This window comes from Streptomyces sp. NPDC001980 (assembly GCF_040296885.1).
GTDB lineage: Bacteria > Actinomycetota > Actinomycetes > Streptomycetales > Streptomycetaceae > Streptomyces.
In genome coordinates, this window is sequence record NZ_JBEOYD010000046.1 from 50,596 (window position 1) to 63,987 (window position 13,392).

A 13,392-nucleotide genomic window follows, 5' to 3' on the forward strand; every position below is an offset into this window, starting at 1 on the left:
GGTTCCCTCCGGGAGTCGGGGCGCTACTGCTCGCGCGGCGCGGCCGGTGCCACGTCCTCGCGCTCGAGCGGCACGGCCGTGCTCCGCGGCGACTTCTGCTTGCCGCAGAACGCCGGCTCCAGCGTGGCCGCCAGCGTGTTGAGCACGTCGGAGCTGTTGGAGGCGTTGGCGAGCGCGGTGAGGCTGCGCTTGCCGTCCTTGCTGGTGAAGGCGTACGTGTAGTAGCCCTGCACGGCGCCCGTGTGGCCGTACACCGAGACCCCGCAGGACAGGTCGCGGCGGCGCAGCCCGAGGCCGTAGGAGGTGTTGGCGTTGACGCGGGTGAAGCGCTCCATCTCCGCGAGGCGGGCGGCCGACGTCAGCTTTCCGCGCACCAGCGCCGAGTAGAACGTGTCGAGGTCGCGTGCGCTGGAGATGATGGCGCCCGCGCTCTGTGCCCAGGAGACCGTCTGGTCCGTGGCGTCGACGGGCGCGGCGCCCGCCCGGTCCGCGGTGAGGTAGCCGCTGGCGTGCTGCCCCGGGATCTTCGTGTCGGGGTGCACGTAGAAGGTGTCGTTCAGCTTCAGCGGCTTGAAGATGCGGTTCACGTACTCCGTGCGCACGCTGTGCCCGGTGAGCTTCTCGATCAGCATGCCGGCGACCACGAAGTTGGTGTTCGAGTACGAGTAGGCGGCGCCCGGCGCGTTGGTGCGCGCCTTCTTCAGGGACAGGTCCATCAGCTGGCGGTAGGTGAAGACCTTGTTCCGCACGGCCTCGAAGCCGGACACGCTGCTGGCGAACATGTCGTTGGTGTAGTCGTAGAGACCGCTGCGGTGGCTCAGGACGTGCCGCACGGTGATGCGGTCGTCCGGCAGCAGCCCCGGCAGGTAGCGGTTGACCGGCGCGTCCAGGGCGAGTCTGTGCTCGTCCACCAGCTGCAGCAGGACCACCGTCGAGAACGTCTTGGTGACGCTGCCCACCCGGAAGCGGTCGGTGGTGGTGAGGGCCCGCCGGGTCCCGCGGTCGGCGATGCCCTGCGCGGACCGGTACACCTGCGTGCCGTCGTCGATGCGGGCCATCGCGCCGGGCGCGCCCTTCGCCACCACCGAGCGCAGCACCGCGGTCAGCCCCGCCGTGTCGGGCGCCGGGAGGGCGGCGGCCGCCCGCGCCTTCGCCGCCGTCTTCAGGGGCGCCGCCTGGGCCGGGACCGCGAGCAGCGACAGCGTCACCGCCCCGAGCACCGCACTTCTGCACACCATTGCCGAGACCATTCGGACCTGCTCCTCTTCTGAGCTGCCTTCGATGCGAGATGAGTCACATCCGGTTCGGGGAACCCTCTCGCATCCCGTCACATCTCCACAGCCGACGCACAGTTGGTCACTCCCTGATCACCGTGCGGTGCGGGTTCGTCAAGTATTGCCACCAAAGGCAAGAAACGTAACGAATTGCGCTTTACATGGACATGATTCGTCCGGAAGGGTTGCGGCCTGGGGCCCGACCAGCCCCCTTGGCGCCCAACGGCGCCCTGCCGCAAGGCGGTTGGTGACCCCGGCCGTCTTCGAACGAAGGAACCCTGATCAGTGCGTAGCGCGCACATACGCAGCGTGGCGGTCGCCGTCGCCGTGACCACGGCCGCCACGGGCCTGGCCGGCACGGCCTTCGCCGGTCCCGCGACGGGGGAACGGCAGTCGGCCACGGCCTCTGCCACGACGGCCGCGCAGGTGGTGGCGGCGGCCCGGGCCGCCGCCTTCGCCCATGCCGCGGCGACCGGTGTCGGCGCGGGCGACGAGCTCCAGCCGCAGGACGTGATGATCGACCCCGAAGGGGCACGTCACGTCCGCTTCGTCCGCACCCACCTGGGCATGCCGGTGCTCGGCGGCGACCTCGTCGTCCATCTTTCCCACCGGTTGGCCTATACCGGCGTCACCCGCGCGGCCGACCACACCGTCGGGCCCGCCGCCACCGAGGCCAGGCTGACCGCCCGGCAGGCCGAGGAGAAGGCCGCCGCGGCCGCCGACGGCGACGCCGGCACCGCACAGCTCGTGGTGGACGCCCGGGACGGCGCCGCCGCCCTCGCCTACCAGGTGGCGGTCGACGGCTCGAACGGCTCCAGCACGGTCGTCGTCGACGCCCTCACCGGCGAGGTGCGGAGCAACACGCCGGACAGCGACGAGTTCCTCTCGCCCAGGCTGCTGGACACCCTCCGCAGCCACGGCGAGACCCTCGACCCGGCCACCGGTATCGGCGCGCAGGCCCGGGCCCTCGCCGGCGCGTCCGTCTCCGCCGCGGCCCACTACCCGGCGACCGCCCACGGCTCCGGCAGGTCCCTCTTCGTCGGCAAGGTCCCGCTCACCACCACGCAGACCGCCCGCAAGAGCTTCCTGCTCAAGGACCCCACCCGCTACGGCACCGAGACCCGGGACGCCAAGGGCAAGGAGACCGAGAGCTTCGGCCAGGGCGTCAAGTTCACCAGCACCACCGACAGCTGGGGCAACGGCACCACCACCAGCCGGGGCAGCGCCGCCGCCGACGCCCAGTACGGCATCACCGAGACCCTGGACTTCTACAAGAAGACCTTCGGCCGCAAGGGCATAGCGAACAACTCCAAGCCCGCCCGTGCCATGGTCCACTGGGGCAACAAGGTCGGCAACGCCTTCTGGGACTCGGTCTGCGGCTGCATGCTGTACGGCGACGGGGACGGCGCCGAGATCAAGAAGCCGCTGGTCGTCCTCGACGTCACCGGCCACGAGCTGACCCACGGCGTGGTGGACGCCACCGCCAAGCTCGAACCGACGCGCGTCGACAACGACGGCAACCAGTTCGGCGAACCGGGCGCGCTGAACGAGTCGCTGGCCGACATCTTCGGCTCCGGCGTGGAGTTCTTCGCCAACAACCAGAAGAACCCGCCGAACTATCTGCTGGGCGAGAAGCTGGGCCTGCGCCAGAAGTTCCTGCGCCGCCTCGACCACCCCTCGCTCGACCGCCTCGAAGGCACCGTCGACTACTGGTCGCCCGAGGTGGCCGACGCCGAGGTGCACGCCGGCTCCGGCGTCTCCTCGCACGCCTTCTACCTGCTCGCCGAGGGCAGCGGCCGCAAGACCATCGGCGCCACCACCTACGACTCGCCGACCTACGACGGGTCCACGGTCACCGGCATCGGCCGCGCCAAGGCCACGGCCATCTTCTACCGTGCCCTGACGCGGTACATGGTCTCCTCGACCGACTTCCACGACGCGCGGATCGCGACGCTGAAGGCGGCCGAGGACCTCTACGGCGCGAGCGGCGTCGAGTACCGCACGGTCGACCAGGCCTGGGCCGCGGTCAACGTCACCGAGGCCGACACGCCGGCCGCCCGCCACTGACGGGCGCGCCCCACCGCTGATCCGGGTGCCCCGTCGGGGGGCTGGGCACCCGGATCGGTTCCGCTGGTGGCAGCGGATCACTCCAACTGGCGCAAGCGGATGAGTCCTGTCGGCGGAACACGGGCCAACGCCCCCGCCTCACCCGCTATTTGAAGGCCACGGGAGCCTCACAGTCAACCATCAGGTGATTCCTGTTTCTTTTATTGACAGCGGAAAATAAGCCACCTAAGTTCCCGGCCATGCGCTCCACCTCCCGTGCCGAGACGTTCCCGGCCCACACGCCGGCCGTCTCGCAGATCTTCACCACGGTCCTGTCCCACGGCCCCCTCACCCGGCTGGAGGCGGCCCGCCGGGCCGGCCTGTCGCCGGCGGCCGTGACCAAGGCCGTCCGGCCGCTGCTCGCGGCCGGGTACCTGGCGGAGGACGCCGACGGCGAGGCCCGGCCCGCCCTCGGGCGCCCCGCCAACCTGGTACGGGTGGACGGCGGACGCGCACTGTTCATCGGGGTCAAGGTGACCGGCGACGAGGTCATCGCGGTCCTCACCGACCTGTGCTGCCGGATCCTGCTGGCCCGCCGGCTGCCGGTCACGGACCGCGCGGCCAAGGCCGTCCTGACCTCCGTCGCCGACCTGACCCACGAACTGCGCACCGAGGCCGAGGACTTCGGCGCCCCCGTGCTCGGCCTCGGCATCGCCGTCTCCGGCGACGTGGACCGCGCCGAAGGGGTGGTGCGCTACTCGCCCTTCCTCGACTGGCGGAACGTGGCGCTCGCCGAACTCGCCGCGATGACCACCGGACTGCCGGTCGTCGTCGACAACGACGTCCGCGCCCTGACCGTCGCCGAGCAGTGGTTCGGCGCCGGGGTCGGGCTCTCCGACTTCGCCGTCGTCACCGTCGGCGCCGGCATCGGCTGCGGACTGGTGATCCACGGCCAGGTGGTGTCCGGCGCGCACGGCGTGGCGGGGGAGATCGGGCACGTGGCCATCGACCCGGCCGGGCCCCTCTGCCACTGCGGCAACCGCGGCTGTGTGGAGGCGATCGCCGGGGACGCCGCGATCGTCACCCGCATGCGGGAGGTGACCGGCCGTCAGGTCGCCGACTCCGCGGCGGCGGTGGCCCTCGCCCACGAGGGCGTGCCCGGAGCGCGCGAGGTGTACGCCCGGGCCGGCGAGGCCATCGGCCGGGGCATCGCGACGGTGGCCAATCTCTTCGGCCCCGAACGCGTGATCATCTCCGGCGAGGGACTCGCCGCCTACGACCTCTTCGCCGAGCAGATCCTCGATTCGTTCACCGCGGCCGCCTTCGGCTCCGCCGCGCAGAGCGACGTACAGACCCGCCCACTCGCCTTCGAGGAGTGGGCGCGCGGGGCCGCGGCCGCCGCGATCCAGTCCTTCATCACCTCTTCTCCCACACCGACGGGCAAGGGCTGAGCCGCCCAAGACCCCGAACCCTGGAGGGCCCATGCGGTCACCTTCGAATTCCGCCCTGCCCGTACGCGGGCTGAGAACCGTCCTCGTGCTGGCGCTGACGGCCGCCTTCGCGGCCACCGTGCCCGCCGCGCAGGCCGACACGCCCGCCCCGATCGCCGCCAAGCCGTACATGGGCTGGTCGAGCTGGAGCATGCAGTCGTCCAAGTACCCGGGCCTGAACGACAAGGGCGACTACAGCTACCTCACCGAGGCGAACGTCCTCAAGCAGACCGACGCCCTGGCGAGCAAGCTGAAGAAGTACGGCTACGACTACGTCAACATCGACGCCGGCTGGTGGATGGACTGGAACTGGAAGCAGGGCTACGACCAGTACGGCCGCCAGAAGGCCGACCCCGCCCGCTTCCCCAGCGGCATGAAGGCCGTCGCCGACCACATCCACGCCAAGGGCCTCAAGGCCGGCATCTACCTCCCGGCCGGCCTGGAGAAGGGCGCGTACGGCGACGGCAAGACGCCGATCTGGAACGCCGAGGGCTGCACCACCGCCGACATCGTCTACGACGACCTGCGTACCACCAACGGCTGGGACAGCTCGTACAAGATCGACTTCGACAAGCCGTGCGCGCAGAAGTACATAGACTCCCAGGCCCAGTTGATCGCCGACTGGGGCTACGACTTCCTCAAGCTCGACGGCGTCGGCCCGGGCTCCGGCAAGAGCGGCGACCAGTACGACAACGTCGCCGACGTCGCCGCCTGGCACAAGGCGATCGCCGCCACCGGCCGCCCGATCCACCTGGAAGCCTCCTGGTCCCTGGACTACGGGCACGCCGCCGACTGGCAGAAGTACACCAACGGCTGGCGGATCGACACCGACGTCGAGTGCTACTGCAACACCCTCGTCAGCTGGGAGAACTCCGTCAACGACCGCTGGGACGACACCCCGGCCTGGACCGACAAGGCGGGCCCCGGCGGCTGGAACGACCTCGACTCCCTCGACGTCGGCAACGGCGCGATGGACGGCCTCACCAAGGCCGAACGCCAGAGCTACGCCACGCTCTGGGCCATCGCCAAGTCGCCGCTGTTCACCGGCGACGACATCACCAAGCTCGACGACTACGGCGTCTCCCTGCTGACCAACCGCGACGTCATCGCGATCGACCAGAGCGACAACCCGCCGGCCCGGCCGGTCACCCCGTCCGACCCGCAGCAGGTCTGGGCCGCGAAGAACGCCGACGGGACCTACACGGTCGCCCTGTTCAACCTCGCGGACTCGCCCTCGGCGGTCACCGCCGACTGGACCGCCCTCGGCTTCAGCGGCAAGGCGTCGGTGCGGGACGTGTGGAACCACGAGGACCTCGGCAGCTTCCAGAACAAGATCACCGAGGCGCTGCCGGCGCACGGTTCGCGGCTGTTCACCGTGACGCCGAAGGGCAGCGCGCTGGCCTCCACCGGGTACGAGGCCGAGGCGAGCGGCAACACGCTGAGCGGCAACGCATCTGTCGCCGGGTGCGACGCGTGCTCCGGCCAGAAGAAGGTCGGAAACCTGTACCAGGGCGGCAAGCTGACGTTCAACAACGTCGTCGTCGACAAGGCGGGCACGTACCTGGTGAAGGTCGCCTACATCAGCGGTGACTCCCGGCCGGCCACCATCGCGGCCAACTCCGGGGCCGGGACCAGCCACAAGTTCCCGTCCACCGGGGACTGGGGGACCGTGGCGACGGTGAGCGTGCCGGTGACTCTGAAGGCCGGTGCGAACACCATCAGCTTCGACAGCGGGTCGGGCTACGCGCCGGACGTCGACCGGATCGACGTTCCCAAGTCGCCTCGGTAGTCGCTTCGGCAAGTGCGTCGTTCGGGAACTGCCGGCCGGTGGGGGCCGGCCGCGCAGTTCCCGCGCCCCTGAGAGGGCGCGTTGTATCGCCCCAGACTTTCAAAGGACAGCGTCATGCAGAATCACCCCAGCAGACGAAGCTTCCTCGCCCTCGCCGCCGCCACCGGCGCGCTCGCCGGGCTGCCCTCCTTCACCGCCTCCGCCGCCCCGCTGCGGTCCTCGGAGCCGCTCGCCTCTCCTCGGCACCAGCTCTGGTGGCAGGCGCCCGCCGACGACGGATCGATGATCACGCAGGGCCTGCCCGTCGGCAACGGCCGGCTCGGCGCCCTCGCGAGCAACGACTCCGGCCGTGAGCTCCTCCTGGTCACCGACGCCACCCTGTGGACCGGTGGGCTCAACGACACCCTCGACTCCGACGGCCAGTTCCCCTACGGCCGGGCGGACTTCGGCTCGCTCACCCTCCTCGCCCGGCTCACCGTGGAGATACCCGACCACGACCTGGGCGCCGTCTCCGACTACCGCCGCACCCTCGACCTCGACAACGGCGTGGTGACCGCGTCCTACGTCCGTTCCGGAGTGACGTACCGGCGGCAGATCTTCGCCAGCCGGCCCGACGACGTGATCGTGCTGCACTTCGGCCAGGACGGCGGCGGCCGCTACACCGGCACCATCACCTTCGAGGGCACCCACGGGGAGACCGGCGGCACCGCCGAGTCGTTCGCCGGGTCCTTCGCCAACGGACTGAAGTACGGGGCCGCCGTCAAGGCGTACGGCAGCGGCGGCAGCGTGCGGGTCAACGGCTCGCACATCACCTTCACCGACTGCCGCGAACTGACCGTCGTCCTCAGCGGCGGCACCGACTACGCGCCGGACGCCGCCGCCGACTACCGCGACCCCTCCGTGAACCCGGTGGCGCTGGCCCGCACCAAGGTCAAGGCGGCCGCCCGGCACTCCGCGGACTCGCTGCTGCGCACCCACGCCGCCGACCACCGGGCGCTGTTCGGCCAGTTCGACCTGTCGCTCGGCACCTCGACGGACGACCAGCGCGAACTGGACACCTGGGCGCGCATCCAGGCCCGCGCCGACACCGGCGACCCCGACCCCGAACTCGAGGCCGCCTACGCGCAGTTCGGGCGCTACCTGATGATCGCCGGATCGCGCGACAGCCTGCCGATGGGCCTCCAGGGCATCTGGCTGGACGGCAACGACCCGGACTGGATGGGCGACTACCACACCGACATCAACATCCAGATGAACTACTGGATGTCCGACCGGCTGGGCCTGTCCCAGTGCTTCGACGCCTACACCGACTACTGCGTCGACCAGCTCCCGTCCTGGACCGACCTCACCCAGCGGCTCTTCCAGGACTCCCGCAACCGCTACCGCAACTCGGGCGGCAAGGTCGCCGGCTGGACCGTCGCCATCTCCACCAACCCCTTCGGCGGAGGCGGCTGGTGGTGGCACCCGGCGGGCAACGCCTGGCTGTGCCAGAGCCTGTGGGAGCACTACGAGTTCACCCAGTCCCGCGCCCATCTGGAGAAGATCTACCCCCTCCTCAAGGGCGCCTGCGAGTTCTGGGAGGCGCGGCTGCTCACCACCACCCTGGACGACGGCAGGGAGGTGCTGATCGCGGACAGCGACTGGTCGCCGGAGCAGGGACCGCTGGACGCCAAGGGCATCACCTACGCCCAGGAACAGGTGTGGATGCTGTTCGGGAACTTCCGTACTGCGGCCGCCGAGCTGAAGAGGGATGCTGGATACGCGGGCACCATCGGCAAGCTCCGCGACCGCCTCTACCTGCCGGTGGTGAGCCCCAAGACCGGCTGGCTGGAGGAGTGGATGTCCCCGGACAACCTCGGCGAGACCACTCACCGCCACCTCTCGCCCCTGATCAACCTCTTCCCCGGCGACCGGATCCGCCCCGACGGCTCCACCCCCGCCGACATCGTCAAGGGCGCCACCGCCCTGCTCACCGCTCGCGGCATGGACAGCTTCGGCTGGGCCAACGCCTGGCGCTCGCTGTGCTGGTCCCGGCTGAAGGACGCCGACAAGGCCTACCAGCTCGTCGTCCGCAACCTCCGCCCCTCCGACAACGGCAGCAACGGCACGTCCCCCAACCTCTTCGACATCTACCAGGTCGAGGAAGGCCGGGGCATCTTCCAGATCGAGGCCAACTTCGGCACCCCGACCGCGATCCTGGAGATGCTGCTGTACTCCCGCCCGGGCCACCTGGAGCTCCTGCCGGCCCTCCCCGACGCCTGGGCCGCCTCCGGCAAGGTCACCGGGGCGGGCGCCCGCGGCGGCTTCGTCGTGGACCTGAGCTGGCGGGACGGCAAGCCGACCGAGGCCAGGATCCGCAGCGTCGGCGGCCGTACGACCACGGTCGCGTACGGCGGAAAGACCCGGACGATCACGCTGAAGCCCGGCGCGTCCGTCACGCTGAAGGACCTGGCGCGGTGACCGGCCGGTACGCGCGGCTCCTCGGCCTCGCCGCCGTCTTACTGACCACGGTCGCCTGCCAGACCGGGTCCGCCACGGCGGCACCCGTGTGGCAGCCCTCCTCCCAGTCCTCGTCCCAGTCCTCCTCTCCGTCCTCTTCCCGGCCCTCCGCCGGGACCGCTCCGTCCTCCTCCCGGTCCACCGCCTCCGCCCGGCAGGACGTCGTCACCTGGGGGGCCAGCGCCGACCAGTTGGGACAGGGCACCGCCGACCGCGGCTACCGGCTGGTCGTGCACACCAGCACGGCCGGCAGCGACCTGCGGGTGCGCCTGTCCAACGCCTTCGGCGACCGGCCGCTGACCCTGGACAGCGTCTACGCGGGCCTGCAGAGCCAGGGCGCCGCCCTCAAGCCGGGCAGCAACAAGAGGCTGACCTTCGACGGCGCCCGCACGGTCACCGTGCCGGCCGGCGCGACCGCGTGGAGCGACCCGCTGCCCGGCACCCTGCCCGCCGGCAGCAACCTGGTCGTCAGCCTGCACAGCCCGGACGCGGCCGGCCCCGCCACCGGCCACGGGATGGCGATGCAGACCTCCTACGTCACCCAGGGCGACCACACCGCCGAGGAGAGCGCCGCCAACTGGACCGACACCACCGGCTCCTGGTGGTACCTGGACTCGGTCTCCGTACGGCCGAAGAACCCGGACACCGGGGCCGTGGTGGCGCTCGGCGACTCCATCACCGACGGCTGGGCGTCCACCAGCGACCAGAACCGCCGCTGGCCCGACTATCTCGCCCGCCGCCTCCAGAAAGCGGACACCGAGGTCAAGGGCGTGGCCGACGAGGGGATCTCCGGCAACAAGGTCCTTGCCGACGGCGCCGGGCAGGCGGCCCTCAACCGGCTGGACCGCGACGTCCTCAGCCAGCCGGGGGTCCGTACCGTCTTCCTCTTCGAGGGGGTCAACGACATCAAGGCCCACACCGGGGTCACCGCGGCCGACCTGATCGCCGGCTACCAGGAGATCGCCCGGCGGGCGCACGCGGCCGGGAAGTGCGTGGTCGCCTCGACCGTCGGGCCGTTCGAGGGCTGGCCGGAGTGGGACCAGGCGGGCGAGGCGGTACGCCAGCAGGTCAACCAGTACATCCGCACCAGCGGGGAGTTCGACGGGATCGCCGACTTCGACCGGATCCTGCGCAGCCCCTACGACCAGGCGCGGATGCTGCCGTTCCTCGACGGCGGCGACCACATCCACCCCAACGACAAGGGAATGCAGGCCATGGCCGACTCCGTCGACCTGGCGAGCCTCGACTGCGACCACTGAAACACCTGGACCACCCCCCGTCTGATCACCCCTGGGCCGTCGGCTCGGGGGTGATCAGGCGTTCCCGGTAGGCGATCGCCACCGCCTCCGTACGGCTCGCCGCGCCCAGCTTGGCGAGGATGTTGGAGACATGCACGCTCGCCGTCTTGCCGGTGATGAACAGCTCCTCGCCGATCTGCCGGTTGCTGCGACCGAGCGCCAGCAGCCGCAGCACGTCCTGCTCGCGCGCGGTCAGCGGCGGGGCCGCGTTCTCCGCCGGCGCCGACCGGCGCAGCAGCGCGCCCGAGCGCTCCAGCAACGGCCCGGCCCCCAGCGCCACCGCGGTCTCCCGGGCCGCCCGTGCCTGCTCCGCGGCCTCCGCATGCCGCCCGTCGGCCGCGAGGGCCTCGGCGTACCGCAGCCGCACCCGGGCCGCCTCGTACACGTCGCCGTACGCGAACGCGGCCACCGCCTTCTCCCAGGCCGCCACGTCCGGCCCGGACACGGCACGGGCCCACTCCGCCTCGGCACGCGCCAGCCAGGCCTGCCCCTCCGGACCCTGCCCCGCGGCCGTCGCCCGCGCCAGCTCCACCAGTTCACCGGCGACACCACTCCAGCGGTCGGCGCTCCCGTCGCCGCGCCGTTCGGCCGCCGCCCGGTCCGGGACCGCCGCCAGCGCGAGCGTGGCGAGCCGGACCGTCACGTGCGGCGCCCGCCCCAACTCGTCGGAGAGCACCGCGACCGCGTCCCGCGCCCGTGCCACGGCCTCCTCCGGATCACCCCGCAGCGCGGCCGCGTCGGTCAGCACGATTCCCGCGACGAACGTGCCCATCCAGTCGAACGGCTCCCCGAGCAGCGCCGTTGCCCGCTCCACGACATCCGGCTCGCCCCGGGCCAGCGCTATGTACAGGACGGCCGCCTCGGCGAAACCGGGCGCCGGATCCGCGCGGGCCACCCGCACACACTCGTCCCACTGCCCCAGCGTGAAGAGCACCAGCAGCCGCAGATACCGCATCTCCAGCGCGTACGGCGAGGACAGCAGCCCCGACCGCCGGGCCCGGTCGAGCCCCTCGGTGATCCACGGCAGGCACTCGCGCAGCTCACCCGACTCGAAGCAGCTGATGGCCAGGCTGAACAGCGCTCGCATCTCCACCGGCGTGTCCCCGGCCGACCTGGCCAGCTCCCGCGCCTCCCGGAGCCTCTCCCGCCCCTCCAGGGTGCGGCGCCCGCCGCCCTCCAGCCGGGCCAGGGAGATCAGCAGGTCGGCCCGGGCGGCGGTGGCACCGATCCGCTCGGCGACCTCCAGGGCCTGCCGCGCGACCCGCAACGCGGTCGCGTCGTCCCCGACCTGACGGGCCGCCATGACATGGGTGGCCGCCGCCCACACCCAGGTCCGGGACGGCGGCTCGGCGGGGATCATCGCCAGTGCCTCGCTGCTGTAGGCGAACGCGGCGGCGAGGTTGTCGACGGTCATGAGGTTCCCGGCGAGCGTGTAGCGCACCCGGGCGGCGAGTTCGGGATCCGCGTCCTGGCCGGCCCCGGCCAGCGCGGCCCGGGTCAGGGACACCGCCCGGTGCGCGTCCCCGGAGTGCGCGGCCGCCGCCGACGCCCGCAGCGTCAGACTCACCGGGTCCAGGCCCTCGCCGGAGGGCCGCGCCTCGCACGGCACGGCCGGCCACAGGTCCAGGGCCGCCTCCAGATGCCGCAGCTCCTCCGCCGGGGCACCCATCCGCCGGGCGTGACCCGCGGCCTCCACGGACGCGGCCAGCGCTTCGGGCAGATCGTGACTCTCCCGGTAGTGGTGCGCCCGCTCGGCGGCCGTCGCCGCCCCGCCCCCGCGCGCGGCGAGCAGCCTGGCGTACGTGCCGTGCAGCCGCGCCCGCTGCCCGGGCAGCAGATCGCCGTAGACGGCCTCGCGCGCCAGGGCATGCCGGAAGGCGTACGTGTCTCCGTCCCCGGCGACGAGCAACTGCCGCCCCACCGCCTCCCGCAGGGCGGCCTCCAGCTCCTCCTCCGGGAGCCCGGCCGCATCCAGCAGCAGATCGTGCCCGACCCGGCGCCCGGCCACCGCGGCCGTCCGCAGCACCAACTGGGCCGTCTCCGACAACTGCTCGACCCGGATCAGCAGCAGATCGGCGAGCCCGGTCGGCATCCCGTCCGCGTCGGCGGCGGCCACCAGCTCCTCCGTGTAGAAGGCGTTGCCCTCGGCCCGCTCCACGATGTCCCGCACGGTCGCCTCGGACAGCGGCCGCTCCTCCAGCGCCCGCACCAGCCGTGCCACCTCGCCGTCGGCCAGCGGCCGCACCTCCAGCCGCTCCACCCCGGGCAGCCGCACCAGCTCGGCGAGCAGCGGCCGCAGCGGATGCCGCCGATGGAGATCGTCGGCACGGTAGGAGGCCAGCACGGCGAGCCGGCGCGGGAGCACACCCCGACTCAGCAGAAACCGCAGCAGGTCCCGGGACGACTGGTCGGCCCAGTGCAGATCCTCCAGGATCAGCAGCAGCGGCGCGGCGGCCGCCAACTCGGCGAACAGCCCGGAGACGCCCTCGAAGAGCCGCAGCCGCGCATCCGCGTCGCGGGAGGCGTCCGACCCGGCCCCGAGCAGCCGCTCCACGACAGGATGCGCGGCAAGCACCCCACCGAACCGCTCATCACCCGCCAGCACCCCGAGAATCTCGGTGAACGGCAGATACGGCAGCCCCACATCCCCGAGATCGACACAGTGCCCGGTGACGACGGTGGCCCCGGCGGTAGCCGCCCGAGCCGAGACCTCGTCCAGCAGCCGCGTCTTCCCGACCCCCGCGTCCCCGGCGACCAGCACGGCCTGCCCACTGCCGTTCCGGGCTCGCTGAAGGATCCCCGCGAGGCGGGCCAACTCGTCATCCCGCCCGATCAGGGGGGTGGTCAACGATCTCTGCGACACGCCCACATCCTGACAAGGGACGACTCAAGAAACCAGGGGGGCGGGGCCGTATCGATTTGCGGCTCCGCCGCGCGGGCGCGACCAGCCACGGTGCACCCGCAGCCTCCATCACCACAGAACCCCCCACCCTCTG

General features: G+C 71.9%; 7 protein-coding genes. 5 read left to right on the forward strand and 2 right to left on the reverse strand.

Translation table 11 applies throughout. The features are described from left to right. Positions 1-23 precede the first annotated feature (23 nt). Positions 24-1,250: a serine hydrolase domain-containing protein gene (locus ABT137_RS42815; protein WP_351717657.1), complete on the reverse strand. Its 1,227-nt coding sequence runs from the start codon at positions 1,248-1,250 to the stop codon at positions 24-26. Between the two features lie 309 nt (positions 1,251-1,559). Here ABT137_RS42815 and ABT137_RS42820 point away from each other — a divergent pair, with 309 nt between their 5' ends. From ABT137_RS42820 to ABT137_RS42840, 5 genes are all read left to right on the forward strand, one after another. Then, complete coding sequence (locus ABT137_RS42820; RefSeq protein ID WP_351717659.1) at positions 1,560-3,341, forward strand: M4 family metallopeptidase; 1,782 nt, start codon at positions 1,560-1,562, stop codon at positions 3,339-3,341. Positions 3,342-3,580: 239 nt separating this feature from the next. Then, positions 3,581-4,771 carry an ROK family transcriptional regulator gene (locus ABT137_RS42825; protein ID WP_351717661.1) on the forward strand — a complete coding sequence of 397 codons (1,191 nt, stop codon included), beginning with the start codon at positions 3,581-3,583 and terminating at the stop codon, positions 4,769-4,771. Positions 4,772-4,802: 31 nt separating this feature from the next. Next, positions 4,803-6,599, forward strand: a complete 1,797-nt coding sequence (locus ABT137_RS42830; RefSeq protein WP_351717662.1) for an alpha-galactosidase D — start codon at positions 4,803-4,805, stop codon at positions 6,597-6,599. 114 nt (positions 6,600-6,713) lie between these two features. Continuing rightward, complete coding sequence (locus ABT137_RS42835) at positions 6,714-9,059, forward strand: glycosyl hydrolase family 95 catalytic domain-containing protein (RefSeq protein WP_351717664.1); 2,346 nt, start codon at positions 6,714-6,716, stop codon at positions 9,057-9,059. Continuing rightward, the gene (locus ABT137_RS42840; protein WP_351717666.1) at positions 9,056-10,357 is read left to right on the forward strand and encodes an SGNH/GDSL hydrolase family protein; all 1,302 of its coding nucleotides are present in this window, start codon (positions 9,056-9,058) and stop codon (positions 10,355-10,357) included. The genes ABT137_RS42835 and ABT137_RS42840 overlap by 4 nt, the downstream gene beginning before the upstream one ends. A gap of 25 nt (positions 10,358-10,382) precedes the next feature. Here ABT137_RS42840 and ABT137_RS42845 read toward each other — a convergent pair whose 3' ends face one another. After that, positions 10,383-13,259: a helix-turn-helix transcriptional regulator gene (locus ABT137_RS42845; protein ID WP_351717668.1), complete on the reverse strand. Its 2,877-nt coding sequence runs from the start codon at positions 13,257-13,259 to the stop codon at positions 10,383-10,385. Between the last annotated feature and the right edge of the window lie 133 nt (positions 13,260-13,392).

Excerpts from the sequence above, each read along its gene's own strand:
- ABT137_RS42830 (WP_351717662.1), top strand. The coding sequence starts at position 4,803 with ATGCGGTCACCTTCGAATTCCGCCCTGCCCGTACGCGGGCTGAGAACC.
- ABT137_RS42825 (WP_351717661.1), top strand. The coding sequence starts at position 3,581 with ATGCGCTCCACCTCCCGTGCCGAGACGTTCCCGGCCCACACGCCGGCC.
- ABT137_RS42835 (WP_351717664.1), top strand. The coding sequence starts at position 6,714 with ATGCAGAATCACCCCAGCAGACGAAGCTTCCTCGCCCTCGCCGCCGCC.
- ABT137_RS42815 (WP_351717657.1), bottom strand. The coding sequence starts at position 1,250 with ATGGTCTCGGCAATGGTGTGCAGAAGTGCGGTGCTCGGGGCGGTGACG.